A 26,481-nucleotide genomic window follows, 5' to 3' on the forward strand; every position below is an offset into this window, starting at 1 on the left:
CGCGAAAGAAAAGTATGGAAGGGAGGGCAGGCACCTTTTGCGGACTTTGTGTCACAATTCGTGCTTCCAGGAGAATGGCTCAAAGGAGAAGGACTTAATGACGATGATGTGCTGGGAACAGCTGCTTTCTCCACGACGTCTGCACGATGAGCGCCAGGATATTTCTCACGAAATTGGCCGCACGCCGTTTCATAAAGATCACGACAGAATTGTGTTTTCAGGCTCGTTTCGTCGCCTTGGACGCAAGACCCAAGTGCATCCGTTAACCGACAACGATCATATACACACCCGCCTGACACACTCACTGGAAGTGGGCTGCGTGGGGCGCTCATTGGGCATGATTGTCGGTGAATTACTGCGCGACCGCTTACCGGCGACTATCACGCCTGCGGATCTGGGCGTAATCATACAAACCGCCTGTCTGGGCCATGATATTGGTAATCCACCTTTCGGGCACGCCGGGGAATACGCGATCCGTGACTGGTTTCAGCGCGCGGATAATGCCGGTTTGCTGGAAGGACTAACGCCTGATGAGCGTGATGATCTGCTGACGTATGAAGGTAACGCTCAGGGCTTTCGAGTCATTACCCAGATTGAATATAACCAGTTTAACGGCGGCATGCGCATGACGGCCGCGACCCTGGGTACGCTACTGAAATATCCCTGGGCCGTGTCCCATAAAAGTGAAGGGGGAAAGTTCGGGGCCTATCAGTCGGAGCTCCCCCTGCTGCGCGACGTTGCGGAAAGTCTGGGATTACTGCCCCAGGGCGAAGACCGCTGGTGTCGGCACCCACTGGCCTGGCTGGTCGAGGCGGCTGACGACATCTGCTACGCCCTGCTTGATCTGGAAGACGGACTGGAAATGGGCATATTGCGCTACGAAGAAGTGGCCGGTATCTTGCAGCGCATTGCCGGTGAGTTGCCGCCCGAATACGCGGAAATGCAGGCGCGCGGTGCCTCGCAGCGTCGCTGTATTGCCCTGCTGCGGGGCGCTGCCATGGAGCGCGCCGTGAATGAGGTGGGTGCTGTGTTCGTAGAACACGAGAAGGCGCTACTGGGCGGCTATCTTGACGAGGACCTGCTGGCCCTGTGCCACGTGGACCTGGGTGGCGGCGTTCGCGCAGCCAAGGAGCTTGCCCGCGAGCGTATTTTCCAGAATGAGCGCAAGGCCAAGCTGGAGATCGGTGCCTATACGACGCTGGGTATTTTGCTGGAAGCCTTTATCGGTGCAGCGCACGAGCTGCACCACTGGGGCAAGCTGTCCTTCAAGCACCAGCGGGTGCTGGCCTTGATTGGCGAAAATACGCCGACGCAAGACTGGCCGCTGTATGCCAGCTATCGACGAATGCTCGATTTTATCGGCGGCATGACCGACCACTATGCGGTGGACCTGGCTCAGGAAATGGGCGGCAAGCTTAGAGGTGATTGATGTGCCTACGCTGAAGGTTGGCGCAAGCGCTTGAGGGTTTGCGGCTGTCGTGAGCGTTCAAGCAGCAGATAAATCACCTTGTCATGTATGGGCCGGCTGATCTCGCCCAGGGTGAAATCGGCCAGCTGGCTGGCTAGCGCATCGCCGCTGATGACGTTGATATCGTCGGCGGCATCCTGCATATCAATGTCCCAACCGGGCAGCACCAGCATGCCGCCCACTGCAACGGGCTCGCCGCACTGCTGCTCCAGCCACTCGCTCAGCCAGCTCACCGCCTGGCGCGTTTTATGCAGTGGTCGGCGCTCCTGCCAGTGAGGAAAACGCAGCCGCTCGCGTTCGACAAAGACCTGTTTCAGTTCGCCACCGTCCGGGCCCAGCGCGCGGGCGCGGGCGCGGGTTTCCACCACGCAGATACCGCGCGGCGTAACGACCACGTGATCGATGGTAAAGCTGTCGGTGGGTACATCGTGAAACACCGCGTAGGGATGCGCTTCGGGGTGCACCAGCCGCTCCAGCTCCTGACCCACGGCAAGCTCGCAAGCTAGCCCCAGCTTGAGGCGGCGAATACGCTGATAGTCGCGCACCAGCAGCAGGGAGAATACCAGTACCAGCCCGGTGCTTAGCAGGCCATAAAGTGCCCACTCTACCCAGAACTGACGTTCCACAAAGAGCATGCGGCCCATGCCGTATACCAGCGGTGCCAAGCTGACCAGCGGGCCTAGCGAGCCGTTCAAAAAGAGCGTGGAAAAGGCCTGATCTAGCCGCGTACGCAGGGCCTGACCCGGGGCACGCAGCGGGTTGGCATCAAACGGCGAGCGTACGCTGGCATCGTGCAGGCTGCGCAGGGCCAACACTACCGCGCCCAGGGCGGCCATGGGGAAGAGAAAAATGAGCGGTAGCAGGTATTCCAGCCAAACCATGGGTGTACCTTTGCCGTGATGAACGTGGTGGAGCGATGTGAGTCAGCCAGACGCGGCTTAGCCGCCGGCGTGCTTGACCGTATAGCCGAGCGTGGACAGCGCCTGATAAAGCGTATCACGGTGGTCGCCCTGTATTTCGATAATGCCGTCCTTGACGGCGCCGCCGGTGCCGCAGCGTTTTTTCAGCCGCTTGGCCAGCTGCTTAAGCTCCTCACTGGGCAGCGCGATTCCGGTTAATGTGGTGACGCCTTTGCCCTTGCGTCCGCTGGTTTCCCGGCGAATGCGCACGGTGCCGTCCAGCGCTGCAAGGCGCTGTTGCTCTTCGAGCACCTCGCAGCGGCAGTGATCCAGCGCTTCGCGGCAGTGCGGGCAGGTATCACCATGTTCGGTTGAGTAAACCAGCCCGCCCAGCTGGTCGCTTAGCGATGCCATGATGGCTCTCCTTTGGGTCCTGCAATGTTCGTGGTTAGGGCAAGGCGGGCGGGATATCCCGATGCGTCCGCGTCAGGCGCTCCACCACGCCGGCCAGCTCATCCATATGGCGTATCATAATGGCATTTTCCGGCGTCGTCTCGGCATCAGCAAAGCGATTCAGATGAATGACCGTCATACCGGCGGCAACGGCGGCGTGAACGCCAACCAGCGCGTCGTCAATGGCGATACAGTCGCGGGGGGCAAAGCCCATTGTGCGAGCGGCGTGAAGGTGCAGGCAGGGGTCGGGTTTCCAGCAGTTGACGGCATAGCCGCTGAACAGATGCTTGCCGAAATAACGGTCGAGGCGCGTGGCGTGAAGCGCCGCACGAATCTTGCTTTCCGCACCGTTGGAGACCACGGCACTCGGGTAGGCGGCCAACTGCTCAAGCGCCGCGGTGGCGCCGGCGATGGGCACAAGCTCGGTGGCAAGGCGACGTGCCAGATTGGCGCGCATGGTCTGTTCCATGGGCTTGAGCTGATGGTGAGGCACGCGACCGTAGCGCTCCTGCAGCTGTGCGACAATATGATGAAAGCGCACGCCGCGAAACTCAGTCAGGTAATCCGCGGCACAAAACGGCAGCCCTACCGCGTTTAGCCCCTTGGCCATTTCTTCTGCCAGCAACGGTTCGCTGTCGACCAGGGTACCGTCGCAATCAAACAGCAGAAGAGGCAGACACATGACGATTCCTTGCAGCGGATGGCCTTTTAAGTGTGTCATAAAGCCCGTGAGCCGGCTACATACAATTAAAAAGCGGCCGGTTGGCCGCTTTTTAAAACCGTTTTTAAAACTTCTTTAAAACAATCAGATGCAGGCTTATTTGACCTTGGGGGTCAGCTCGTCGCGCTCGTAGCGCATGGCCATCTCTTCCAGGTTGATCGGCTTGATCTTGCTGGCGTTGCCGGCAGTGCCGAACGCTTCGTAGCGGTCGATGCACAGGTCACGCATGGCGCCGATGGTTTCCTTGAGGAATTTGCGCGGGTCGAACTCCGAAGGGTTCTGCGCCAGAAAACGGCGTACCGCGCCGGTAGAGGCGAGACGCAGGTCGGTGTCGATATTGACCTTGCGTACGCCGTGCTTGATGCCTTCGACAATTTCGGACACCGGCACGCCGTAGGTTTCGGGGATATCGCCGCCGTACTGGTTGATGACGTCAAGCCACTCCTTGGGCACCGAGGAAGAGCCGTGCATCACCAGGTGGGTATCGGGAATGCGCGCATGGATTTCCTTGATGCGCTGAATGGACAGCGTGTCGCCGGTGGGCGGGCGGGTGAACTTGTAGGCGCCGTGGCTGGTGCCGATGGCGATGGCCAGCGCGTCCACGTGGGTGGCCTTGACGAAATCGGCGGCTTCTTCCGGCTGGGTCAAAAGCTGCTCCATATCGAGCTTGCCTTCGGCGCCAATGCCGTCTTCTTCGCCGGCCATACCGGTTTCCAGACTGCCCAGGCAGCCCAGCTCGCCTTCAACCGAAACGCCGCAGGCGTGGGCCATTTCCACGGTGCGGCGCGTCACGTCAACGTTATAGTCGTAGTCAGCCGGCGTTTTGCCGTCTTGACCCAACGAGCCGTCCATCATTACCGAAGAGAAGCCCAGCTGGATCGAGCGCTGGCATATGGCGGGGCTGGTGCCGTGGTCCTGGTGCATGGCCACCGGAATATGCGGAAACTCCTCGATCGCAGCCAGAATTAGGTGGCGTAGAAAAGGCGCACCGGCGTATTTGCGTGCGCCGGCGGATGCCTGAAGGATCACCGGCGAGTCGGTCTTATCGGCGGCCTCCATGATGGCGCGCATTTGCTCGAGGTTATTAACGTTGAATGCCGGAATGCCGTAGCCGTATTCAGCGGCGTGGTCCAGCATTTGGCGCATGCTGATCAAAGCCATGAAATCACCTTAATATCTGTATTTTAGTGTCTGAGTGTCTGTCGGGTGGAATGCAACAAAGTCTGACGCTTGCCCAGAAGCGTCGAACTGCAGTGTTCATTCAGTGGTTGAGAGCATGTCTCAACAATGCGCTTGATACAAGTGCTAGCGCGCTTTGCCGGCGGTTTCCAGCGCGGTGACGGCGGGCAGCGGTTTGCCTTCGACGTATTCCAGAAACGCGCCGCCGCCGGTCGAAATATACGACACCTTTTCGGCAATGGCGTATTTGTCGATGGCCGCCAAGGTATCACCGCCGCCGGCGATCGAGAAAGCGTCGCTTTCGGCAATCGCCCGGGCGATGCGCTCGGTACCGTGGCCAAACTGGTCGATTTCAAAGACGCCGACCGGGCCGTTCCAGAGCACGGTACCCGCCTCCTTGAGCATGCCGGCAAGCCGTTCGGCGGTGTCGGGGCCGATATCCAGAATCATCTCATTGTCGGCGACCTGATCCACCGGCTTGGTGGTCGCCGTGGCCGACTCGGAGAGCTCGGTGGCCACGACCACGTCGCTGGGCAGCGGAATGTTGACCTTGTTCATCAGCGCCTTGGCCTGATCCAGAAGCTCCGCTTCGTAAAGTGATTTGCCCACGTTATAGCCCGCCGCGGCGATAAAGGTGTTGGCAATGCCGCCGCCGACGATGAGCTGGTCGCACTTGTCGGCCAGCGCGTTGAGCACTGCAAGCTTGGTCGATACCTTTGAACCGCCGACAATCGCCGTCATCGGGCGCCTGGGTGCTGCCAGCGCGGTTTCCAACGCAGAAAGTTCGGCGGCGAGCAGCGGACCGGCGCAGGCGGCCGGGGCAAAGCGCGCCACGCCGTGGGTTGAGGCCTGGGCGCGGTGGGCGGTGCCGAAGGCGTCCATCACGAACACATCACACAGCGCCGCGTAGCGGCGGGCGAGCGCTTCGTCATCGCCTTTTTCGCCGACATTAAAGCGCACGTTTTCCAGCAGCACCACCTCGCCGTTTTCCAGCGCCGGCGCGCTATCCAGATAGTCGCGAACCAGCGTGACCGGGTGCTCCAGCAGCTCGCCCAAACGCGCGGCTACCGGCGCCAGGGAAAACTCGTCGGCGGGCTCGCCTTCGGTGGGGCGGCCCAGATGGCTCATCAGCAACACTTTGGCCCCGGCCGCCACGGCGGCCTTGATGGTGGGTAACACGGCGCGCAGGCGGGCGTCGCTGGTCACACGGCCGTGATTGATGGGTACGTTCAGGTCTTCGCGAATCAGCACGCGCTGCCCGTGAAGCGAAAGGTCGGTCATAGTTTTTACAGTCAGAGTTTGCACGTTCGGGGCTCTCACGGTCATGGCAAAACGTCCTCGTCGTCTTTATCCAGTCTTGGGGGCGGTATCAGGCGTCGTTGCGCAGGTAAGCCAATCGCTCGCTGATATCCAGCATGCGGTTGGCAAAGCCCCATTCGTTGTCGAACCAGCATAAAAGCTTGACCAGCCGTGCGCCGGCCACGCGGGTCTGGGTGGCGTCGATAATCCCCGAGCGCGGATCATGATTGAAATCTATCGATGCCATGGGCGCTTCGGTGTAGCCCAGTACCCCGTCGAGCCGGGTAGCGGCCGCCGTTTGCAGCAGCTGGTTGACCGCTGCGGTGTCGGTATCGCGGCTCACCGTCAACGCGACGTCCATCGCCGAGACGTTGATCGTGGGTACGCGCACGTGCAGGCACTCAAAGCGCCCGGCGAGCTTGGGCATTAGCCGGCTGATGCCACGGGCCAGGCCGGTATCCACCGGCACGATCGACTGCATGGCCGAGCGGGTCAGGCGCAGATCGGTCTGGTGGTAGGCATCGATCACCGGCTGGTCGTTCATTGCCGAGTGAATGGTCGTGGTCACGCCGTGCTCCACGCCCAGCGCCTCGTCGAGCACCGTCAGCAGCGGCACCAGGCAATTAGTAGTGCACGAGGCGGCGGAAATCACCGATTGGGAAAGCGAGAGTGAATCCTGATTGATGCCCCACACCACGGTGGCGTCGACGTCGCTTTCTGCCGGCTGCGAGAACAATAGCTGCTTGGCACCGGCGTTGATGTGCTGCAGGGCGGTCGCGCGGTCTTTAAAGCTGCCCGAGCACTCGAGCACCAGATCGACGTCAAGCTCCCGCCAGGGTAGCCGCGCAGGATCTGGCTCGCTGAGCAGGTGGATGCGCCGGCCATTGACGATCAGCTGCCCGTCGTCGTGTTCCACCGTGCCGGGAAAACGGCCATGGGTGGTGTCAAAACGGGTGAGGTAGGTGATCGTTGCGGCATCCGAAAGCTCATTGATGGCGACGACGTCGATAGGTGCTGGGTCGATCGTGTCCGCCTGACGCTCAACCAGCGCGCGCAGCACGCACTGGCCGATGCGGCCATAACCGTTGATGGCAATGCGGTAACGGTAAGCCCCGTCCGCCATGGTGTTTCCCCTCTGCGGTGCTGAATCGAGATGCAATGCGTCGTTTGAAACCTGCCTAGCCCACCAGCCGCCAAGCCAGCGGCAGCAACAGCGCGGTAAAAATCCCCGTCAGGCTCATGCCCAGCGAGGCAAAGGCGCCGGCGGTCGAGCCAATTTCAAAGGCGCGCACCGTGCCCAGCGCATGGCCGTTAACGCCTAGCGCAAAGCCAATCAGGCGCTCGTCGGTAATGCCCATGAGGCGCGCAACAAGGCTGACAAACATAATGGCGGCCACCCCGGTCACCAGCAGCGCGCCCAGCAGCAGCGACACGTTACCGCCCAGCTGGCGGGTAATGCCCATGGCAATGGGCGCGGTCACCGACTTGGCCGCAAGCGAGTTGATCACCTCGTGGGAGGCGCCCATCAGCCAGGCGATGCCCAGCGCGTAAACCACTGCCAGGCTTGCCGACACGGGCAGGCAGATGGCCAGCGGCCGCCACAGTTGCCGGATGCGGGGCAGCTGCTGGTAAAGCGGCATCCCCAGCGCCACGGTGGCCGGCCCCAGCAGAACGGTGAGCCACTTGGCGCCGTCCTGATAGGTTGTATAGTCAATTCCGCTTAGCGCCAGCGCGCCGGTCAGCGTGAGCGTGGCGAGCAAAATGGCCGGCAGCCACGGCGGGCTGCCTATACGCTTGAGTACCGCCATCGCAATCAGATAAGCGGCAAGCGTCAGCGCCACGGCAAACAGCGGCGTGACGGTCAGCCGTTGGATAATCGACTCACTCAGCATGGTCGTCCTGCATCAGGCGTTTGAGCAGCCAGAGCGTGGTGATGACGCTTAACAGCGTACCCACGATCAGCCCGGTCATGATCGCCGCCCACTGCCCGGCCAGCTGATCGATCATAAAGAACACGCCGGTGACGCCGGGCATGATCAGCATGGCCAGAAGCGCAATCAGCGGCTGCGCGGCGGCCGCCAGGCTATCGGGCACGCCGCCGCGCAGCGCCAGTGCGGCGCAAAGTAGCAGCATGCCGATAACCCCGGAAGAAATGGGTATGCCGGTAAAGTGTACGATCAGCTCACCGGCGAGCCAGCACACCAGCAGCCACAAAAAGCCGTTCAACGCAGGCATGGTGTTAACCCACAAGCGCCTTGGCGTGGCGCACGACGTTATCGACGGTAAAACCGAAGTGTTTGAACAGCTCGCTTGCCGGCGCGGACTCGCCGTAGGTAGTCATGCCGATCACCTGGCCGTCAAGGCCGACGTACTTGTACCAGTAGTCGGCGTGGGCGGCTTCAATGGCGATGCGTCGGGTCACGCTGCTGGGCAGTACGCTTTCGCGATACTCGGTGCTCTGGCCGTCAAAGCGCTGGGTGGACGGCATGGAAACCACGCGTACCGCCGTACCTTGCGCTTCAAGTTCAGCCGCGGCGTCCATCGCCAGCCCGACTTCCGAGCCGGTCGAGATCAGGATCAACTCGGGCGTACCATCGCTGTCTTTGAGAACGTACCCGCCGCGCTGGATGTTGGCCAGCTGCGCCTGGGTGCGCGGCTGGTGCGCCAGATTCTGGCGCGACAGCACCAGCGCTGAGGGGCCGGAGTGGCGCTTGAGCGCGCTGTCCCAAGCGGCGGCGGTTTCGACCGCGTCGCACGGGCGCCAGGTGCATAGGTTGGGCGTGGTGCGCAGGTTGGTCAGCTGCTCGATGGGCTGGTGAGTCGGGCCGTCTTCGCCCAGACCGATGGAGTCGTGGGTGAACACGTAAATCGCCTGCTGGTTCATGATCGCCGCCATGCGAATGGCGTTGCGCATGTATTCCATGAAGATCAAGAACGTCGCGCCGTAGGTGATAAAACCGCCGTGCAGCGCGATGCCGTTCATGATCGCACCCATGCCGAACTCGCGCACGCCGTAGTGCAGGTAGTTGCCGCTGGCGTCGTCGGCGGTGATGGTTTTCGCGCCGTCCCAGAACGTCAGATTGGACGGCGCCAGATCGGCGCTGCCGCCCAGCAGCTCGGGCAGCTGTGGGCCAAGCGCATTGAGCGTGGCCAGAGACGCCTTGCGCGACGCGGTAGTTTCGGCTTTTTCCTGCGCCTGCTCGATCAACGCTTCGCTTGAAAGCGTCGCGGGCAGCTGGCGTTTCAGACGGCGCTCAAACTCCGCGGCCTCGTCGGGGTAAGCCTCGGCGTAGCGGGCAAAGCGCGTGTTCCATTCTTGCTGGCGCGCCTGGCCGGCCTTGCGCGCATCCCAGCCCGAATACACCGGCTCGGGGACATGGAAGGGCGCGTGCGGCCAGTCAAGCTGTGCGCGCGCGGCGGCCACTTCGTCGTCGCCCAGTGCGGCACCGTGCGCCGCGGCCTTGCCCTGCTTGTTGGGCGCACCAAAGCCGATCACGGTCTTGCAGATGATCAGGCTGGGCTTGTCGCTCTGGGTCAGGGAAAGCTCGATCGCGGCCTTGATTTCGTCAGGTTTGTGGCCGTCGACGTTGGGAACCACGTGCCAGCCGTAGGCTTCAAAGCGCTTGGCGGTATCGTCGGTAAACCAGCCGTCGACTTCGCCGTCGATGGAAATGCCGTTATCGTCGTAAAACGTCACCAGCTTGCCGAGCTTCTGCGTGCCGGCAAACGATGCCACTTCGTGCGAGATGCCTTCCATCAGGCAGCCGTCGCCGAGAAAACACCAGGTGCGGTGGTCGACAATGGCGTTCCCCGGGCGGTTGAACTGGGCGGCCAGGGTTTTTTCCGCCAGTGCCATGCCCACGGCGTTGGCAAACCCCTGACCCAGCGGGCCGGTGGTGGTTTCAATGCCCGGGGCGTAACCGTATTCCGGATGGCCGGCGGTGGCGGCGTGCAGCTGGCGGAAGTTTTGCAGCTGCTCAAGGCTCAGCTCGTAGCCGCTCAGGTGCAAAAGCGAGTACAGCAGCATCGAGCCGTGGCCGTTAGAGAGCACAAAGCGGTCGCGATCGGCCCACTGGGGATCGTCGGGGCTGTGCTTGAGGTAGTCGTTCCACAGCACTTCGGCGATATCAGCCATGCCCATGGGCGCGCCGGGATGGCCGGAGTTGGCCTTCTGCACGGCATCCATGGAAAGGGCACGAATGGCATTGGCCAGCTCAAAACGGGTCGGCATGGGGTGGCTCCTCGCCTGGAAACGGAAATCAAAGCCGCTATTATCGCTGACTTCGCCCATGGCGGCAAATCCTAGGAAGCCGTGCGGTCAGGGTGTAAACTCCAACAAAAACGGCGACGGCATTGTCGCTGTGTGCATTCCTGCAGGCGGGTGTTTCCCGCCACCAGAACCCCGCTACTAGAACAGAGGGCCCAGAGCGCGATGAGCGAATATTCCCTGTTTACCTCCGAGTCGGTCTCCGAAGGCCATCCCGACAAGATCGCCGACCAGATTTCCGATGCGGTGCTGGATGCCATTATCGCCCGCGATAAACAGGCGCGCGTGGCGTGTGAAACCATGGTCAAAACCGGCGTGGCGATTATTGCCGGCGAAATCACCACGTCGGCGTGGATTGACCTGGAGGCGTTGGTGCGCGAGGTCATCACCGAGATCGGCTACACCTCCTCAGAGGTGGGCTTTGACGGTGGTACCTGCGGCATTATTAACCTGATCGGCAAGCAAAGCGTCGAGATTGCCCAGGGCGTTGACCGCGCCAAACCTGAAGATCAGGGCGCCGGCGACCAAGGACTAATGTTTGGCTATGCCACCAACGAGACCACGTCGTTCATGCCCGCGCCCATCTATTACGCCCACCGGCTGGTTGAGCGGCAGTCCAAGCTGCGCCGCGAAGGGCTGTTACCGTGGCTGCGCCCGGACGCCAAAAGCCAGCTGACGTTCCGCTACGATGCCCAGGGCAAGCCCTGCGGCGTAGACGCCGTGGTGCTCTCGACCCAGCACGATCCCGAGATTGATCAGGAAGAGCTGCGCAAGATGGTCAAGCGCGAGATCATCGAGCCGGTGATTCCCGCCGAATGGCTGGATGACACTACTCAGTACCACATCAATCCCACCGGCAAGTTCGTCATCGGCGGGCCGGTAGGCGACTGCGGCTTGACCGGGCGCAAGATCATCGTCGACACCTACGGCGGCATGGCGCGCCACGGCGGCGGGGCGTTTTCCGGCAAGGATCCGTCCAAGGTCGACCGCAGCGCAGCCTACGCCGGGCGCTACGTGGCCAAGAACGTGGTTGCCGCCGGGCTGGCGGACAAGTGCGAGATTCAGGTGTCCTACGCCATTGGCGTGGCCGAGCCGACCTCGGTATCGGTGGATACCTTCGGCACCGGCAAGATTGATGAAGCCAGCATTATTCGGCTGGTGCGCGAACACTTTGACCTGCGCCCCTTCGCGATTACCCGGATGCTTGACCTTGAGCACCCGATGTATCAGCTGACCGCCGCCTACGGTCACTTCGGTCGCGAGCCGTTTGAACACAGCTATCGCTGGACCGACACCAACGGGGAAGAAAAGGTGGAAACCTTCACCGCCTTTCCCTGGGAAAAAATTGACCGTGTTGAGGCGCTGCGCCAAGCGGCGGGCATTGCCTAGTTTGTTATAGCGGCCCGCTAGCACAGCTCTGAGTGATGTCGCTGTGTGATAATCCTGTGTAATCGCGCTTCGCGTTAAAAGCCCCGGTATACCGGGGCTTTTTTATGTTGCACAGTGGCTGGGTAAAGGTGGCTTGTCAGAAGCGTGAAGGCTAGATTAATACAGAGAAATACAGATTAATAAAAGACAGGAGATGCACGATGACCACGCGTATTTGGATGCAGGCGGCAGCGTTGGGACTTTCTGGCGTATTACTGGCGGGCTGTAGCGATGATGCCGACGATAAAGCGGCGCCCGCCGATGATATGGGCGTTCAGGAGCAGCCGGCCGATAACGCTGACGCCAAGACTGAAAAAGCCGAGTCGGATAGCGACATGGCGAAGGCAGAAGAGAGCGGCGATCAAGCCAACGATTCAGCCACAACCGCCGAGCCGGTCAGCCTGATTTTTGGCACCGGCGGCACCAGCGGCACGTATTATCCCATCGGCGGTGCGCTCAAGGGCGTGTTTGAAGCCAGCGATCTCATCGACAACGTGCAGGTGGTATCAACAGGCGCGTCCGTGCAGAACATCAATAACATCAGCGATGGCCTTAATCATATTGCCATTGTGATGAGCGACGTGGCCTATGACGCCGTGAACGGTGACAACCAGTTCGACGGCGAGCCGGTGGATATTCAGGCGCTGGCAGGGCTTTACCCTAACGTGGTGCAAATTGTGGCCACCGACGACAGCGGCATCGAGAGCATCGCTGATCTGGAAGGCAAGCGCGTAGGCGTGGGTAAAGTGGGCTCGGGCGTTGAGCAAAGCGCCACGAAAGTCATCGAGTCTGCGGGAATGAGCTATGACGACCTGGCGCAGGTCAGCCATACAGGCTATGCCGATAGCGTGACCAGCATGAGCAACGGCAACCTGGACGCGGCTTTCTTCACCTCCGGCGTGCCCAACTCCAGCATTACCGGGCTGATGCAGAGCACCGACATCACCTTCGTGCCGGTTGAAGGCGACGTCGCCGACAAGCTGCTTGAGCAATACCCGTATTACGAGAGCTATACCATGCCGGCCGGCGCTCCCGAGCGCTACGACCTCGCTGAAGAAGTGGATACCGTGGCGATTCGCAACATGCTGATCGTGGGTAGCGACATGCGCGACGACGTCGCTGCAGAGCTGACGCAGCGCTTCCATGACTACCTCAATTCCGACAAGATCTCGGTTGCCGCGCTTAAGCAGTTTGATGCCGACACCATGAACGAGAACCTGGTGGCACCCGTTCATCCTGGCGCCGAGTCGGTTTACTCGTCCGTTTCCGGCGATGACGCGGCGGATGATAGCCAGCAGGCAGAAGCTGATAGCAACGAGTATTGAGAGGCCGTGTGCGATGTTCGGCCCGTCCGGGCCGCATAAATGGCGTTGCGCCTACAGCGTAAGCCAGTCTGGATAGTCCTTGTCGTGGCGGCCTTGATGGCCGCCACGCTTGCGTATCCGCTGCCCTGGCTGATGGTGTGTGACAAGACCGGACTGCGTTACGCCTTTCCCGGCTGGGAAGGCACGCGCTTTACGCTGCGCTGGATGCACTCGGTCGAGCAGGAAGACTGGGAAGAGTGGTTCGAGGTGACGCAAAACGGCGCCATCGAACTCACGGGAACGCGCTTTAAGACGTTTGGCGCAGGCGTGCCGGCCGCGGCGGGCAAGGCGACGACCCTCGACGATGGCTGGGTGGTCATGACCGGCATTCAGCGCGTCGTGGATCCTCTGGCGGTGCAGGCCGCGGTTGCCGAACACTATCGCATGCGCTATCACATAGGTTATGCCGAGCATACCTTCGCGCTGTCGCGCGGCGACCCTCCTCCTATCTTGACGTTCAGCGTTCATCGGGCACCGCTATGGCAGGTATTACCTGCTGTGGTGCGCCCCTGGCTGCTGTCATATCCCGCAGCCTGGGAATCAGGGTAGGAACAAGAGTAACAACCAGAGCGGAAGTCAGCCCCTATGTCCGACCAGAAGCAGGTAAAAAACCAGCACGCACAAACCGCCGAGTCTGATGAGGAAGCGGTCAAGCAGGCGCTGGAAAAATTCGACCGCGAAAGTCTAGTGCGCGATAAGCTGCCGGGCGCGGTGGTCAAGTTCGTCATGACGTTGGCGGTGCTGCTGGCGCTGTTTCATTTGTATACGTCTTTCGCCGGGCCGCTGGTCGATGTAGAACAGCGCAGCATCCACCTGTACACCCTGCTGGGGGTGACGTTTATCCTCTACCCGCTGACCTCCAAAGGCGCGCGCGATCGCGTGCCCTGGGGAGACGCGGTGCTGGCGCTTGCCGCCTTTGGCGTGGGCCTTTACATGCTGGCGGTGTCCGACCGCGTGATTGCCTCGGCGGGGCGGATTAACGATATCGACATGCTGGTTGGCGGCCTCGCCATCCTGCTGGTGCTGGACGCCACGCGGCGGGCCACCGGATGGGGGCTGACGCTGCTGGCGACGTTTTTTCTGGGCTACGGATTTTACGCCAAGCTGTCGTTTTATCCCCAGCTGAATGAAACGATCATTCTGGCGACGTGCCGCCAGATCATGTCGCATCTGGTGTTTATCACCGAGGGGCTGTTGGGCACCGCCACCGGGGTATCGGCCAGCTATATTATCCTGTTCATTTTGTTTGGCGCGTTTCTCGGCAAGTCGGGGCTGGGGCAGCTGTTCAACGATCTGGCGCTGGCGGTGGCCGGCCATACCCGGGGCGGGCCAGCGAAGGTGGCCGTCATCGCCAGCGGCTTTCTCGGCTCGATCAACGGCTCGGCGATTGCCAACGTGGTGACCACGGGCGCGTTTACCATTCCGCTGATGAAACGCACCGGCTACAAGCCCAACTTCGCCGGCGCCGTGGAGGCCTCGGCCAGCGTCGGCGGGCAGATTTTGCCGCCGATCATGGGGGCGGCCGCCTTCATCATGGCCGAGGTGTTAGCGGTGCCCTATACCCAGGTGATACTCGCGGGCATCATCCCGGCGCTGCTGTTCTATCTGGGCGTGTTGTTTCAGGTGCACCTGCGCGCGTTGCGCAACGGGCTCGAAGGGATCGAGCGCTCAAAGCTCACGCCGCTCAAGGAGGTCATGCTCAAGCGCGGGCACTTGCTGGTGCCCATGGCGGTGCTGCTATGGCTGTTGTTTGAAGGGCGCGCGCCGTTCTTTGCGGCGTTCTGGTCGATTGCCGCCACCGTGCTGATCTGCGGCACGCGCCGCGTCACGCTGGGCGTTAGCGCGATACTCGCGCTGTTGATTTTCGAGCCGCAATGGTGGGCGCTGTTGGCCGATAACCCGATTCCCGGTCTGCCGGATAGCCGCCTGATGCTGTTTGTGGTCATCGCGATACCGGTGGCGATCAACGCCTTGCGCGCCAAACTTGATCTCGTCGCCGAGAAGATGGATATCGTCGACTGCCGCGATGCCATGTACGACGGCGTGCGCAATGCGATTCCCGTGGCCATCGCCTGTGGCGCGGTGGGTATCATTGTGGGCGTGGCCACGCTGACTGGCGTTGCGCTGGAAGTGGCCGATGCGGTGGTGACGCTGGGCCAGCAGATTCCCATCCCCATGATCCAGCTGCTGGTAACGCTGTTTCTCACCATGATCGCGTCGATCGTGCTGGGCATGGGCCTGCCGAGCATTCCCACGTATATCATCACCAGCACCATGGCCGCGCCGATCCTGCTGAGCCTGCCGCTGTTCCGCGAGATGGCGGGAAGTAATGAAACGGCCATTTTTATCGCGCACATGTTCGTGTTCTATTTCGGCATCTTTGCCAATCTGACGCCGCCGGTGGCGCTGGCGGCCTATGCCGGTGCCGGCATCAGCGGCGGTTCGCCCAACGCGACGGGGTTTCAGGCCATGAAGCTGGCCATCGCCGGGTTCGTGGTGCCGTATATGTTCGTGTTTGCGCATAGCATGCTGATGATCGACGCCACGGTTGCCAACATCCTGTGGGTGGTGGTGACCGGCGTGGTGGGCGTGCTGCTGCTGGCGGTCGCGGTGGAAGGGTATCTGCGCCGGCCGCTCAACGTGTTCTGGCGAGTGCTTGCAGCGGTAGGGGCGTTAACGCTGATTTTCCCCGGCCTGATCAGCGATGCAATTGGTGCGCTGATCACCGCGAGCTTGTTTATGCTGGCCGGTCAGGCCAGCCCTGCGGCCCGCGTGAACGAAGCGTAAGCGTTTGCCTGGCAATACGTAAGACAACGCCCCTTTGGCTTCCGGCCGGGGCGTTTTTTGTGGGTAATCAGCTACGCTTGAGAGCATGCAGACAGCAGGGAGCGAAACGATGCGGTTAGCCCAATGGATGGCGATGGGAGTCGTGCTGGCGGTATATGCCGGATCCGCAGCGGCCAGCGAGTGTCCGGGGTGGAGCGACGCGCGCCTGACTCAGGAGGTGACAGCGCTACAAGCGCGTATGGCCGAGTGGGACCGCGCCTACTATCAAGACGGAAACTCACCCATAGACGACGAGCTTTACGATCAGGCCGCGGCGCGGCTGGAAACATGGCGCGCCTGTGCGGACGCGCCGCAACGCCATACGCCAACCCTGCGTGTGACCACCAGCCGTTCGGCCGGTGACGCAAGCGTGCGCCGCCATCCGGTGGTGCAAACCGGGCTTGAAAAAACCGATAAAACCGGGGTGCAAACCTGGTCAAGCCGCCGCGATGACCTCTGGGTTCAGCCCAAGGTAGACGGCGTCGCGGTGACGCTGCGCTACGTGGATGGCGAGCTTGTCGAGGCGGTCAGCCGCGGCGACGGCGAACGCGGTCAGGACTGGACGGCGCGGGCACTCGGGCTTCCGGCCGTGCCCAACACGCTGCCAACATCCGTTTCAGCGGTGCTTCAGGGCGAGCTGTACTGGCGCCTTTCCGGCCACGTTCAGGCCAGCCCGCAGCGCCATCGGGCGCGTAATCAGGTCGCCGGCGTAATGCGTAAATCAGCGCCATCATTGGCCGAGCTTGAGCGCATCGGTCTGTTTGCCTGGGGCTGGCCCGACGGCCCCGCGACGATGCCCGAGCGCCTCTCCGGCCTGGCCGCGCTGGGCTTTGATACCGCCGACTATACCCACGCGCTGAGTGATCAGCGCGACGCCGCCTATTGGCGTGACTATTGGTATAACGCGCCGCTGCCGTTTGCCTCCGACGGCGTGGTGCTCAAGCAAGGCGCAAGACCGAACGGCACGCGCTGGCGCTCGCGCCCGCCAAGCTGGACGCGAGCATGGAAATACCCCAGCCAAAAGGCGCTGGCCTCCGTGCGCGGCATCGAGTTTCGTATCGGGCGCACCGGGCGGATAACACCGCTGATCTACCTTGACCCGGTGCGCATTGAAGGGCGGCGCATCAGCCGCGTGTCGCTGGGTTCGCTAGCGCGTTGGCAACGCCTGGATATTCGCGCCGGCGACCAGCTGGCCGTGGCTCTTGGCGGGCTAACCATTCCTGCGCTTGAGCAGGTGGTATGGCAGGCCCGCGAGCGCGAGCCGTTGCGGGTTCCGGCTGCGGGCGATTATCACCTGCTCAGCTGTTTTTCTCTTGCACCGGCAAGCGCCCAGCGCCCGCTTGGCTGCGAAAGCCAGCTGCTCGCGCGGCTGGACTGGCTGGGGAGTCAGTTAAACATGAACGGCGTGGGCGAAGGCACCTGGCAAGCGCTGATAGACGCCGGCGCGGTGCAGGGGCTTCTGGACTGGATGATGCTCGATCAGGCCGTGCTGGAACAGGTATCAGGTATTGGTGAGGTGCGGGCAGGCAAACTCAGGCAGCGTTTTGACGCCGCCCGAAAGCGGCCGTTTCACGCCTGGCTTGAGGCGCTTGGCGCACCGCCGGGCAGCGAACAGGCAAGCGGCGATTGGGCGGCGCTTGCCGGCTATACAAAAAACGACTGGCGGGCGTTGCCCAACGTGGGCCCCACCCGCGCCGCCGCGCTAACGGCGTTTTTCAGCGCGCCCGAGGTGCAGGCGCTGGCCAACCGGCTTGGCGCAGTCAGCGTTGACGGTTTTAATTAGCGGCTAGCATCAGATGCGCCCCGGCATTAGCCAGCGACGGCGCGTAGGCCGCATGCCCGGAAAACGGTGCTCGACCTGGCGCAGCACGAGGGTCAGCACCACCGTCATGGCCAGGTAGATACCGGCGATCAGCATCAGCGGTTCATAGACCAGGAACGTCTCGTCGCGAATGATATTGGCCGCCTGCAGCAGGTCCATCATGGCGATGGTCGAGACGAGCGGTACCGACTTGAGCAGCAGGATCATCTCACCGGTCAGGGTCGGCAGGCACAGCTGGATGGCTCTGGGCAGCCATAGGCGGAAGAAGACCTGGAAGGGTGAGAGGCCAAAGGCGCGACCGGCCTCGCGCTCGCCCGGCGGCACGCTGAGCAGAGCGCCGCGGATCACCTCGCCGGAATAGGCGCCAACGCTGAGGATGAAGGTCAACGCGCCGTAGAAGAAGGGATCGCGTAGCACCGGCCAGATCAGGCTGTCCTGAATGCCGGGGATGCCTTCGAGCAGGCGTCCGACGCCGTAATAGAAAAAGAACAGCTGCACCAGCAGCGGGGTGCCCCGCATCACGGTGGTAAAGCCGTGGATACACCAGGCCAGCGGCCGGGGGCCCTTGAGGCGTACCATGGCGATGGCCACGGCCAGTGCCAGACCACCCACCGCCGAGACGGCGACCAGCAGCAGCGTGTTGATGAATCCTTCGATTAGATAGGACTGATAAAAAGGATCGCTCAGCCAGGAAAAGTCCATCTCAGCCCTCCTCGGCAGTCGGCTGGCCGCGACGCACATAGCGCTCCAGGCGCGAAAAAAGCGCGGTGGAAGATAACGTCATGGCCAGATAGATGACGCCGGCGGCGGCGTAGAACAAAAACTGAGAGCGGGTGCTGGCAGCAGCCTGCTGGATGGTGAAGAACAGCTCGTTGAAGCCGATCACGCTGATCAGGGCGGTGTCTTTGATCAGGATCAGCCAGAGGTTCGACATCCCGGGGATGGCGTTGGGCAGCATGGCGGGGATGACGATACGCTGGAAGCGTGCCCAGGGCGAGAAGCCGAAGGCGCTGGCGGCTTCCAGCTGGCCTTGGGGGATGGCGAGGATAGCGCCACGCAGCACCTCGGTCATATAAGCACCCTGGACAAACGCGAGTACGCCCACGGCGGTGACAAAGCCGCTAATGGTGGCCTCGCCGGGCAGCCCCAGTGCCTGGGTCACGGCGGTAAGCAACCGGGGGCCGGCATAGTACAGCAAGATGATGAGCAGCAGCTCGGGAATGGCGCGCACCGCTGTGGAATAAACGGTGCCCAGACCGCGCAGCGGCGCCCAGGGGCTGAGCCTGGCGCTGGCGCCTATCAGGCCCAGCGCCAGGCCGATAGCGTAGGAGAGCACGGCGATTTCAAGCGTCGTCAGCGCACCCTCGGCGATGGGGCCGGCCCAGTCGAGCAGCCCCTCTTGGGAAACCTGGTTCATGGCAGGGTGTCCTTGTTGAAGCAAAAAGGGAGGCGCAGCGCTGGCGCCTCCCGGCGAGCGTCGTTAAGGACGGGGCTCAGGTACAGATATCGGTATCGAAATACTTGTTGGATAAACGGCTGCAAGTGCCGTCTTCAAAGACGTCTTCAATCGCGTCATTGAGGCTTTCTTGTAGTGCATCGTCATCCTGACGCAGGCCGACGCCGACCCCGTCGCCGTAGGCGGCGTGATGCGGTGCGACTCCCTTGATCTCGAAGTCGTCGGCCGCGTCGCGCTCCACGAGCTCGTTCATGGCGATCTCGTCGGCGAGTATCACATCCAGGCGGCCGGAGAGCAGATCGCGGTTAACCTGCTCGGCCTGGTCGTAAAGGCGCACGCTGGCGCCGCTGTCGCGCAGCGCGCGGCGGGTGTAGGTGGCGTTGGTAGTGGCGCTCTGCACGCCCAGCACCTTGCCGTCCAGGTCTTCCGGCGGGTTGAGCGTCATGTCCTTGGCGGCCACGTAGGCACCCGGCGTAAAGTAGTAGGGAGCGCTGAAGTCGATGACCCGCTGGCGCGCCTCGGTGATTGACATGGAGTTCATGATCATGTCGATGCGTCCGGCCTTGAGCGAAGGAATGATCCCGCTCCAGCCGGTGGGCTTGATCTCGCACTCCCGCTCCATGGCCTCGCAGAAGGCCAGACCCAGCTCAACCTCGAAGCCGGTCCATTCGCCGTCCGAAGAGGTATAGGTGAAAGGCGGATAAGGCTCGGCGGAGATGCCGATTTGCAGTGGTTCGTCGGCCTGGCTCGTGGTGGCAAACGTCAGCAGGGCGAGGGCAGAGGCGGCGATTAGATTGTTTTTCATGCGGTGCTCCGTAGCGTGTTCATGTCGAGGGGATAAGCAACGAGCGGCTTTACGCCGCCGGCGATACAAAACGACGGCAGCGTTCGTTGTGACTGCCCTCGAAGATATCCTGCGGGGTGCCGGCCATGCCGACGACGCCGCGGTCGAGGAATACAACCTGATCAGACACTTCCTGGGCGAAAGCCATCTCGTGGGTGACCATCACCATGGTGCGTCCTTCGTCGGCAAGGCTGCGAATTACGCTGAGCACCTCGCTGACCCGCTCGGGGTCGAGCGCCGAAGTGGGCTCGTCAAACAGCAGAACGCGGGGCTCCATGGCCAGCGCGCGGGCAATGGCCACGCGTTGCTGCTGGCCGCCGGAGAGAAAGGCGGGGTAGCTATCGCGCTTGTCGGCCATGCCGACCCGCTCCAGATAATGATCGGCGCGCTGAATGGCGCGCTTGCGCGATAGCTTCTGGACGCGCATGGGCGCTTCGGTGATGTTGCCCAGCACCGTGAGGTGCGGCCAGAGGTTAAACTGTTGGAACACCATGCTGACCCGGGCGCGCAGCCGCTGTAGCTGGCGCCGGTCCAGGCCGACAATGTCGCCCTGGCGATTGCGGTCGAAGCGAATCGTTTCATCCGCAATCGTCAGTTCGCCTTGAACGGGGCGTTCGAGCAGGTTGAGGCAGCGCAGCAGGGTACTCTTGCCCGAGCCGCTGGCGCCAATGATAGAGGTAACGCTGCCCTCGCCCACCTGCAGGGAAACGTCGCGGAGCACCTCAAGATCGCCGAAGCGCTTGACGAGGTGGCGGGCTTCCACCGGCATGGCGGTGGAGGAAGACAAAGCGGCGTGGGATGAATGGGTATCGGGTGATGAATTAGCGTTAGGCGATCTTGTCATAGGCGACTCATTGGACGGTGGAAAGGGAGGCGGCTTCGGCCCGGGCCGCCGTGGCTGTCTGTGCCAGTCGCTGACTGGCCGCGGTGAGGCGCGCCTCATCGACGGTCAGGCTAAGGCGCACGAAGCCGGCGGCGGAGGGGCCAAAGGCTTCGCCGGAGAGCACCGAGACGCCTTCGTCGTCGAGCAGCCGGTCGGCGAAAGCCTGGGAGGATAGCCCGGTGGCGCGCACGTCGACCATCAAAAACATGCCGGCCGCCGGGGTGATGACATCTACCGCTGGGCAATCGCCGAGGGCCGTGCAGACGGCGTCGCGGCGTGCACGGTAAGCGTTGCGCATGGCGTCGAGCTCGGGCGGCTCTTGCTCAAGGGCGCTGCAGGCGGCGTCCTGGATGAACTCCGGGCAGCCGTAGAGCATACACAGCGCCAGATGGCTCATGTGGCCGATCAGCGCCTCGGGGCCGAGTACCCAGCCCAGCCGCCAGCCGGTCATGGCGTGGGATTTGGACAGGCTGTTGATGACCACGGTGCGTTCGGCCATGCCGGGCAAACTGGCCGCGCAGGTATGTTCGCCCTCAAATATCAGCTCGGCGTAGACCTCGTCGGAAACCAGCCAGAGGTCGTGGCGGCGGCATAGCGCGGCCACGGCGTCCCACTGTTCGGCGCCGATCAGCTGGCCGGTGGGGTTGTGCGGGCTGTTGAGCATGATCGCCCGGGTGCGCGGGGTGATGGCCGCTGCGATATCGGCGGCATCCAGGCGAAAACCGCGGTCGCCGGACAGCGGAATGCGCACCATGGTTGCGCCGGTGGACTGCAGCACCGCCTCGTAGGTGACATAGCACGGTTCGGGGACAATGACTTCATCGCCGGGGTCGAGCAGGCACTGGGCGGTAGCGTAAAGCCCGCACTGGGCGCCGGCCATGACGATCAGGTTGTCCGGCGAGGCGTTGACGCCGTTGACCCGATAGCGGTGGGCGATGGCGTCGCGCAGAGATTTTTTACCCTGGACGTTGGGGTAATGGGTAGCGCCGCCCCGCAGGCTGGCCACCGCGCTCTCGATGATCGGCGCAGGCGTATCGAAGTCCGGATCGCCGACGGAGAGGACGGTGATCTCTTCGCCGGCGGCCTGGCGGGCCAGCGCGCGGTTGTGAATGTCCCAGGCCGCAGCACCTTCGCCGGCAATACGGTCGGTGAGTCGGGAATAGTGCATATCAGTCTCGCTGTGTATCAGGGATTGGCGTCGGTGTTGCTCGGCTTGTCTTACAGGCTCTCTTTGACCGCGGCCAGGGCGTCGTTCTCGCCGGTGCGGGTGGTCACGCCTTCAAGAAAGGTGGCAATGCGCTCGGGGTGGCTGGCCAGCCAGTCGTGGGCCACGGTTTCAAGGTCCCCTGCCTCCAGGCCGTAGGCGCGGATGAACTCGCTTTGTTCGTCGGCCGAGAGCACAAATTGGTCGAGCAGCTGGAGCAGGTTGGGGTTGGCTTCGGCGTAGTCCTTGACGACGATGGTCTTGACGTCGCTGCTGCCGTTATCGTCGCCGTAGACGCCCTCGGGATCGTCGAGGATTACGGTGTTGTACTCCGGCATCATCCAGTGGGGCGTCCAGCCGTAGAAGATAATCCAGCGCTCCTCCCTGGCGGCACCCTCCACTTCGCTGAGCATCCCGGGCGTTGAGGAGGGCTTGCCTTCCCAGTCGCCAAGCGAGTAGACATCGGCGTCGATGGCATCGTTGAGCATGTCGGTGACCGTGGAGCCGTTTTCGATGCTGTAGACACGGCGCTTGAAGCGCTCGGCCACCTTGGGGTCGGCCAGCTGCTCGGCACTGGTGATGCCGGCCTCGGCAACGTAGCCGGGCACCGCGAACCCCATGCGCGCGCCGTTGACGTTGTTGCCCAGGTCGACGACGGTGCCGCTCTCCATGGCGGCATCGTAACTCTCCTGTTGGGCAGGCACCCAGCCGGCCAGAAAGGCGTCGCTATCGCCGTTCTGCAGGGTGGAATAACCCACCGTTGAGCTGAGCTGCTGTTTTTCGGTGGTATAGCCCAGCGGTTCGACGAGCTGGGCGAGGATTTCGCTTTTGACGGTCACGCCCGGCCAGGGTGGGACGACCAGGCGCAGGCGGTCGTCGCGGTCGGCTGCCAGAGCGGAGCCGGCCAGAATCAGGCCGGTGATCAGGAACAGGGTCGTCGCGGTGCGTTGTGTTTTGGTATTCATGCGTCAGACGTCTCCTTATCACATGTGAAAGCCGATAGCGGCCGGAATCGGGGGCGATGTCGGGCGCGGGGTCAGAGTGACGTGGACCAGGCGGCGGCATCGATCTCGATGATCAGCGGCGAGTTGGCCTCGTCGAGCTGACCCAGGGCATCGGTCAGGCTTGCCGGTTCGGTGACGCTTATATGGCGACAGGCATACGCTGAGGCGAGCGCTGGAAAATCAGGGGCGGTCAGGTCGACACCCAGATGCGGTACTGCGCTGAGTGACATATAACGACGAATCTCATCGTAGCCGTCGTTGTTCCAAATCACTACCGCCACTGGCCGGCCCAGATCGCGGGCGGTGCCCAACTCGCCGAGCACGAACTGCAGTCCGCCGTCGCCGACCAGGGCGATTACCGGCAACTCCGGACGCGCCAGGGCGGCGCCCAAGGCAGCGGGTAGGCCGTAGCCGAGGGTGCCAAAGCCGGTAGCGGCGTTGAACCAGCGCCGTGGGGCCGGCATCGACGCCAGGAAGTTGCCGGCGTAAACCGGACCGGTGGAGTCGCCGACCACGATCGCCTCGGGTAGCGCGTTGCGCAAGGTGTCGAAGAGCGGTACGTAGGGCGCGAGTTCCGGATCTTCTGCTAGCGCCAGCGCACGGCGCACGGTTGTGGCGCGCTCGGCGCCATCGCGGGCGGCGGCTTTGGGCAGGCGCTCGGTCAGTCCGCGCATGGCCTGGCCGGCTTCGGCTAAAATGGCGAGGTCGGCTTCCTGATTGCGCCCCAGCTGCTCGGGGTCGATGTCGATCCGGATCAGCTTGCCGTCGAGGCGAAAGCCGTCATCGGCGTCCAGGTCGTAGTCGGTTTCGCCAATTTCGGTGCCCACGGCCAGCACCACGTCGGCCTCGACAGCCAGGCGGCGGGCGGCGGGCAGGCTCATGGTGGCGCCCAGATCCAGCGGGTAGTCCTGGCCCAGCACGCCCTTGGCGTTGATGGTGGTGAAGGCCGGGGCGTCGAGGCGTTCAACCAGCGCTCGGGCCGCCTCGGGGGCGTCAGCGGTGCCGCCGCCCAGCAGAACCAACGGGCGTTCGGCGCCGCTCAGCCAGTCGCCGGCCAGCGCCAGCGCCTCGGGAGTCGGCGCCGGGGGGAAGACCCGCGCCGGTGCGGCCTGACCTTCTGGCGCCGGGGCGACCATTATGTCGAGGGGGATCTCGATATGCACCGGGCCCGGGCGCGCGCTGGCGAATACTGCGAAGGCGCGGGCCAGCACCTCGGGCAGCGCCGCCGGGTCGTGCAGGCTATGGCTGAACAGGCTGACCCCGGCGAGCGTCTCGCTTTGGTGGGGCATCTCGTGCAGTCTGCCCTGGCCGCGGCCCAGAGTATGGCGAGGATTGACGCTGGAAATGACCAGCATGGGTACCGAGTCGGCCAGTGCCTGGCCCATAGCGGTGGCGATGTTGGTCATGCCGGGGCCGGTGACGATGAAGCAGGCGGCAGGCTTGCCGCTGGCCCGGGCATAGCCGTCGGCCATGAAACCGGCGCCCTGCTCGTGGCGCGGGGTAACGTGGGTCAGGTGGCTCTGGTCCAGGGCGCGGTACAGCTCGATAGTATGCACGCCGGGAATGCCGAGCGCCGTGTCGACCCCATAGGCTTCGAGCAGCTGGATGAGTTGCCGGGCGCAGTTCATGGGGCTTCCTTTTTCTCGCTGACCGCCGGCAGGCCGCCAAAGGGGTCGCGGCTCAGAACGCGCTCGACCATCGGCACGAAGTGTTCAAGGGGCAGAGTGTCGTAGTCGGGGTCGAAGCTGGCCTGATCCCAGTCGTCGCAGAAGCGCACCGTGCGCGCATAGGCGGGATGGTCGCGGAACTGCTCCCGGGCGTGGGGATCGAGGCCGAAAAAGTGGCGATAATGGTAGCCCTGGAAGAGCTCGTGATGGCGGATCATCCAGGCATTGAGCGGATCGATGAAGGGCTCGAGGATACCGGCGGCGATCTCGGCGTGATTGGCCGGGGCCAGGTCGTCGCCGATGTCGTGCAGCAGGGCGCAGACCACCATTTCCTCGTCGGCGCCGTCGCGCAGCGCGCGGGTGGCGGTCTGCAGGCTGTGCTCGTAGCGATCCACGGGGTAGCCGTGGGTGTCGCCGGAGAGGCGGTGCAGGTGCGCGAGCACCCGCTGCGGGGCATCGGCGACGTAGTCGCGAAAATGGTCGTCGATCAGTGCCCACTCGTCGTGGCTGGCTTCGCCAAAGTGGCGGAACCGTGCCTGATTCTGTGCCTGGTTCATGCAACCTCCTCGCTGTCGGAATGGGCTAGCTGGCGGCGCAGCACCAGACGGCGGCTGGCGGTGCTGTCGCGATCCACGTAGCCCTGGCGCATGTGGCGAACGCCGCCGGCCAGCTCGTAGGCGCGCCGGCCGTGGAACAAGCGGTAGTTGTCCATGATCAGCATCTGTCCGGGGTTGAGCTTGAGGTGCAGAGTCAGCTCATCGCCGGTGATCAGCTGGTAAAACTCTCGCCGCGCGGCGTAGTAGGCCTCGAGCTCGTCAGCGGGCAGGGCCGGCACCCGCTCGGTGCGGTTGGAGTAGCGCACCCGGACCGTTTCGCCCCGGCTGTTGAGCTCGATCAACGGGCCTTCGCTTTCCAGGTGGGTGGTGTCGTCCTGGTAGCGGAAGGTGGGCCAGACCCGGGTCAGGGCGTCAAAGGCGTCCGGGTTGCGTTCGCGCAGCACCTCGGCGGCGCGATAGCCGTCGACCAGGGTGTTGTCGCCGCCGTCGGCGGCGTTGGTCAGGCAGTGTAGCCAGATGTAGCCGGGTATCGGGTCGCGATAGGGGTTGTCGGTATGCGGCTCCAGGCCGCGCTGGGTCATGGTCAGGTCGTAGGCGTTGGCCACCGACTTGACGTCGGCAATGCCGCCCCAGTTGGTGCGGCGCAGCGGGCCGACGCGCTCGATCAGCGCCTGCATGCCGTCCTCGGTGGTGGGAACGTTGGAGACCAGCACGAAGCCGTAGCGGTGCAGCCCTTCGAGCATCTCGAGCAGCGCGCCGTCGTCCTCCAGGGCAGCATGGAAATCCGCCTGGGGCGTTTGCTCGAGGCTGGCATCCCAGAGCGGCTTTTCCGCTTTTTCCGATGACGTCTTGAGCAGCGCGTCGAGGTCGAACTCGGCCTGATGGCCGTCGCTGAAGTGTACCCACAATCGCTTGCCGTCGGCGTCGGCCTGCTCGATGCGCAGATCCAGCGGCAGGGCGGCGGCCTCGATCAGGCGCTGGCCGGTACGCGGGTCCAGGGTGTCGGGCGCGGGGCTGTGTTCGCGCAGCCAGAGAGCCGTGAGCTCCCGGGGCTGATCCTGATAGTCAACGACCAGGCGGTGGTTGTCGGCGGCGGTTTTGACGTGAGTCATGGCGGCATCTCCACAAGCGTGCTACGGG

Annotated in this window: 24 protein-coding genes; 6 read left to right on the forward strand and 18 right to left on the reverse strand. The window is 63.1% G+C overall.

The features are described 5' to 3' along the window. Window positions 1-97 precede the first annotated feature (97 nt). On the forward strand, window positions 98-1,429 hold the full coding sequence (locus B5495_RS10735) for a deoxyguanosinetriphosphate triphosphohydrolase (RefSeq protein WP_079553629.1): 1,332 nt from the start codon (window positions 98-100) through the stop codon (window positions 1,427-1,429). Window positions 1,430-1,434: 5 nt separating this feature from the next. Here the strand turns inward: B5495_RS10735 and B5495_RS10740 are convergent, their stop codons facing one another. The 9 genes from B5495_RS10740 to tkt all read right to left on the reverse strand — a co-directional run bounded on the left by B5495_RS10740 (window position 1,435) and on the right by tkt (window position 10,250). After that, window positions 1,435-2,349: a nuclease-related domain-containing protein gene (locus B5495_RS10740; RefSeq protein WP_079553631.1), complete on the reverse strand. Its 915-nt coding sequence runs from the start codon at window positions 2,347-2,349 to the stop codon at window positions 1,435-1,437. Between the two features lie 57 nt (window positions 2,350-2,406). After that, the gene (locus B5495_RS10745; RefSeq protein ID WP_079553633.1) at window positions 2,407-2,781 is read right to left on the reverse strand and encodes a translation initiation factor Sui1; all 375 of its coding nucleotides are present in this window, start codon (window positions 2,779-2,781) and stop codon (window positions 2,407-2,409) included. A 34-nt stretch (window positions 2,782-2,815) separates the two neighbouring features. Continuing rightward, window positions 2,816-3,502: an HAD-IA family hydrolase gene (locus tag B5495_RS10750; RefSeq protein WP_079553635.1), complete on the reverse strand. Its 687-nt coding sequence runs from the start codon at window positions 3,500-3,502 to the stop codon at window positions 2,816-2,818. A 135-nt stretch (window positions 3,503-3,637) separates the two neighbouring features. After that, window positions 3,638-4,702 (reverse strand): class II fructose-bisphosphate aldolase, encoded by a 1,065-nt coding sequence (fba, locus tag B5495_RS10755; RefSeq protein WP_079553637.1) that lies wholly within the window; start codon window positions 4,700-4,702, stop codon window positions 3,638-3,640. Window positions 4,703-4,846: 144 nt separating this feature from the next. Beyond that, window positions 4,847-6,016, reverse strand: coding sequence for a phosphoglycerate kinase (locus B5495_RS10760; RefSeq protein ID WP_079555050.1), 1,170 nt, complete (start codon window positions 6,014-6,016; stop codon window positions 4,847-4,849). Between the two features lie 73 nt (window positions 6,017-6,089). Then, a complete protein-coding gene (locus B5495_RS10765) occupies window positions 6,090-7,142 on the reverse strand; it encodes a type I glyceraldehyde-3-phosphate dehydrogenase (RefSeq protein ID WP_079553639.1) in 1,053 nt (350 codons plus the stop codon). Window positions 7,143-7,197: 55 nt separating this feature from the next. Next, entirely contained in the window at window positions 7,198-7,911 is a 714-nt protein-coding gene (locus tag B5495_RS10770) for an LrgB family protein (RefSeq protein WP_079553641.1), read from the reverse strand. After that, window positions 7,901-8,254 carry a CidA/LrgA family protein gene (locus B5495_RS10775; RefSeq protein WP_079553643.1) on the reverse strand — a complete coding sequence of 118 codons (354 nt, stop codon included), beginning with the start codon at window positions 8,252-8,254 and terminating at the stop codon, window positions 7,901-7,903. Before B5495_RS10775 ends, B5495_RS10770 begins: the two co-directional genes overlap by 11 nt. 4 nt (window positions 8,255-8,258) lie before the next feature. Further along, complete coding sequence (tkt, locus tag B5495_RS10780; protein ID WP_079553645.1) at window positions 8,259-10,250, reverse strand: transketolase; 1,992 nt, start codon at window positions 10,248-10,250, stop codon at window positions 8,259-8,261. Window positions 10,251-10,451: 201 nt separating this feature from the next. On the opposite strand from tkt, the gene metK reads away from it, so the two are divergent. From metK to ligB, 5 genes are all read left to right on the forward strand, one after another. Beyond that, window positions 10,452-11,675, forward strand: coding sequence for a methionine adenosyltransferase (gene metK, locus B5495_RS10785; RefSeq protein WP_079553647.1), 1,224 nt, complete (start codon window positions 10,452-10,454; stop codon window positions 11,673-11,675). 200 nt (window positions 11,676-11,875) lie between these two features. Next, on the forward strand, window positions 11,876-13,039 hold the full coding sequence (locus tag B5495_RS10790; protein WP_079553649.1) for a TAXI family TRAP transporter solute-binding subunit: 1,164 nt from the start codon (window positions 11,876-11,878) through the stop codon (window positions 13,037-13,039). 96 nt (window positions 13,040-13,135) lie between these two features. Beyond that, window positions 13,136-13,627 (forward strand): DUF1850 domain-containing protein, encoded by a 492-nt coding sequence (locus B5495_RS10795; protein WP_231897172.1) that lies wholly within the window; start codon window positions 13,136-13,138, stop codon window positions 13,625-13,627. Window positions 13,628-13,663: 36 nt separating this feature from the next. Beyond that, the gene (locus B5495_RS10800; protein ID WP_079553653.1) at window positions 13,664-15,865 is read left to right on the forward strand and encodes a TRAP transporter permease; all 2,202 of its coding nucleotides are present in this window, start codon (window positions 13,664-13,666) and stop codon (window positions 15,863-15,865) included. Between the two features lie 109 nt (window positions 15,866-15,974). Next, complete coding sequence (ligB, locus tag B5495_RS10805; RefSeq protein WP_231897174.1) at window positions 15,975-17,687, forward strand: NAD-dependent DNA ligase LigB; 1,713 nt, start codon at window positions 15,975-15,977, stop codon at window positions 17,685-17,687. Between the two features lie 9 nt (window positions 17,688-17,696). Here ligB and B5495_RS10810 read toward each other — a convergent pair whose 3' ends face one another. The 9 genes from B5495_RS10810 to tmpA all read right to left on the reverse strand — a co-directional run bounded on the left by B5495_RS10810 (window position 17,697) and on the right by tmpA (window position 26,453). Further along, a complete protein-coding gene (locus tag B5495_RS10810) occupies window positions 17,697-18,428 on the reverse strand; it encodes an ABC transporter permease (protein ID WP_079553657.1) in 732 nt (243 codons plus the stop codon). Between the two features lies 1 nt (window position 18,429). Then, a complete protein-coding gene (locus B5495_RS10815) occupies window positions 18,430-19,143 on the reverse strand; it encodes an ABC transporter permease (RefSeq protein WP_079553658.1) in 714 nt (237 codons plus the stop codon). 76 nt (window positions 19,144-19,219) lie between these two features. Continuing rightward, a complete protein-coding gene (locus B5495_RS10820) occupies window positions 19,220-19,987 on the reverse strand; it encodes a transporter substrate-binding domain-containing protein (RefSeq protein WP_079553660.1) in 768 nt (255 codons plus the stop codon). 49 nt (window positions 19,988-20,036) lie between these two features. Continuing rightward, window positions 20,037-20,870, reverse strand: a complete 834-nt coding sequence (locus B5495_RS10825; RefSeq protein WP_079553662.1) for an amino acid ABC transporter ATP-binding protein — start codon at window positions 20,868-20,870, stop codon at window positions 20,037-20,039. Between the two features lie 7 nt (window positions 20,871-20,877). Then, complete coding sequence (locus B5495_RS10830) at window positions 20,878-22,077, reverse strand: pyridoxal phosphate-dependent aminotransferase (protein ID WP_079553663.1); 1,200 nt, start codon at window positions 22,075-22,077, stop codon at window positions 20,878-20,880. A gap of 50 nt (window positions 22,078-22,127) precedes the next feature. Further along, window positions 22,128-23,078, reverse strand: coding sequence for a glycine betaine ABC transporter substrate-binding protein (locus B5495_RS10835; protein WP_079553665.1), 951 nt, complete (start codon window positions 23,076-23,078; stop codon window positions 22,128-22,130). Window positions 23,079-23,149: 71 nt separating this feature from the next. Beyond that, window positions 23,150-24,745: a 5-guanidino-2-oxopentanoate decarboxylase gene (locus B5495_RS10840; RefSeq protein ID WP_079553667.1), complete on the reverse strand. Its 1,596-nt coding sequence runs from the start codon at window positions 24,743-24,745 to the stop codon at window positions 23,150-23,152. Next, on the reverse strand, window positions 24,742-25,341 hold the full coding sequence (locus B5495_RS10845) for an HD domain-containing protein (protein WP_079553668.1): 600 nt from the start codon (window positions 25,339-25,341) through the stop codon (window positions 24,742-24,744). Before B5495_RS10845 ends, B5495_RS10840 begins: the two co-directional genes overlap by 4 nt. Next, a complete protein-coding gene (gene tmpA, locus B5495_RS10850; RefSeq protein WP_079553670.1) occupies window positions 25,338-26,453 on the reverse strand; it encodes a 2-trimethylaminoethylphosphonate dioxygenase in 1,116 nt (371 codons plus the stop codon). Before tmpA ends, B5495_RS10845 begins: the two co-directional genes overlap by 4 nt. Window positions 26,454-26,481 lie beyond the last annotated feature (28 nt).

The sequence above is a fragment of the Vreelandella subglaciescola genome (genome assembly GCF_900142895.1).
GTDB lineage: Bacteria > Pseudomonadota > Gammaproteobacteria > Pseudomonadales > Halomonadaceae > Vreelandella > Vreelandella subglaciescola.

Bases quoted from the DNA above. Each gene is read 5' to 3' on its own strand.
- B5495_RS10735 (WP_079553629.1), top strand. From the start codon at position 98: ATGACGATGATGTGCTGGGAACAGCTGCTTTCTCCACGACGTCTGCAC.
- B5495_RS10740 (WP_079553631.1), bottom strand. From the start codon at position 2,349: ATGGTTTGGCTGGAATACCTGCTACCGCTCATTTTTCTCTTCCCCATG.
- B5495_RS10745 (WP_079553633.1), bottom strand. From the start codon at position 2,781: ATGGCATCGCTAAGCGACCAGCTGGGCGGGCTGGTTTACTCAACCGAA.
- B5495_RS10750 (WP_079553635.1), bottom strand. From the start codon at position 3,502: ATGTGTCTGCCTCTTCTGCTGTTTGATTGCGACGGTACCCTGGTCGAC.
- fba (WP_079553637.1), bottom strand. From the start codon at position 4,702: ATGGCTTTGATCAGCATGCGCCAAATGCTGGACCACGCCGCTGAATAC.
- B5495_RS10765 (WP_079553639.1), bottom strand. From the start codon at position 7,142: ATGGCGGACGGGGCTTACCGTTACCGCATTGCCATCAACGGTTATGGC.
- B5495_RS10770 (WP_079553641.1), bottom strand. From the start codon at position 7,911: ATGCTGAGTGAGTCGATTATCCAACGGCTGACCGTCACGCCGCTGTTT.
- B5495_RS10775 (WP_079553643.1), bottom strand. From the start codon at position 8,254: ATGCCTGCGTTGAACGGCTTTTTGTGGCTGCTGGTGTGCTGGCTCGCC.
- tkt (WP_079553645.1), bottom strand. From the start codon at position 10,250: ATGCCGACCCGTTTTGAGCTGGCCAATGCCATTCGTGCCCTTTCCATG.
- metK (WP_079553647.1), top strand. From the start codon at position 10,452: ATGAGCGAATATTCCCTGTTTACCTCCGAGTCGGTCTCCGAAGGCCAT.
- B5495_RS10790 (WP_079553649.1), top strand. From the start codon at position 11,876: ATGACCACGCGTATTTGGATGCAGGCGGCAGCGTTGGGACTTTCTGGC.
- B5495_RS10795 (WP_231897172.1), top strand. From the start codon at position 13,136: ATGGCCGCCACGCTTGCGTATCCGCTGCCCTGGCTGATGGTGTGTGAC.
- B5495_RS10800 (WP_079553653.1), top strand. From the start codon at position 13,664: ATGTCCGACCAGAAGCAGGTAAAAAACCAGCACGCACAAACCGCCGAG.
- ligB (WP_231897174.1), top strand. From the start codon at position 15,975: ATGCGGTTAGCCCAATGGATGGCGATGGGAGTCGTGCTGGCGGTATAT.
- B5495_RS10810 (WP_079553657.1), bottom strand. From the start codon at position 18,428: ATGGACTTTTCCTGGCTGAGCGATCCTTTTTATCAGTCCTATCTAATC.
- B5495_RS10815 (WP_079553658.1), bottom strand. From the start codon at position 19,143: ATGAACCAGGTTTCCCAAGAGGGGCTGCTCGACTGGGCCGGCCCCATC.
- B5495_RS10820 (WP_079553660.1), bottom strand. From the start codon at position 19,987: ATGAAAAACAATCTAATCGCCGCCTCTGCCCTCGCCCTGCTGACGTTT.
- B5495_RS10825 (WP_079553662.1), bottom strand. From the start codon at position 20,870: ATGACAAGATCGCCTAACGCTAATTCATCACCCGATACCCATTCATCC.
- B5495_RS10830 (WP_079553663.1), bottom strand. From the start codon at position 22,077: ATGCACTATTCCCGACTCACCGACCGTATTGCCGGCGAAGGTGCTGCG.
- B5495_RS10835 (WP_079553665.1), bottom strand. From the start codon at position 23,078: ATGAATACCAAAACACAACGCACCGCGACGACCCTGTTCCTGATCACC.
- B5495_RS10840 (WP_079553667.1), bottom strand. From the start codon at position 24,745: ATGAACTGCGCCCGGCAACTCATCCAGCTGCTCGAAGCCTATGGGGTC.
- B5495_RS10845 (WP_079553668.1), bottom strand. From the start codon at position 25,341: ATGAACCAGGCACAGAATCAGGCACGGTTCCGCCACTTTGGCGAAGCC.
- tmpA (WP_079553670.1), bottom strand. From the start codon at position 26,453: ATGACTCACGTCAAAACCGCCGCCGACAACCACCGCCTGGTCGTTGAC.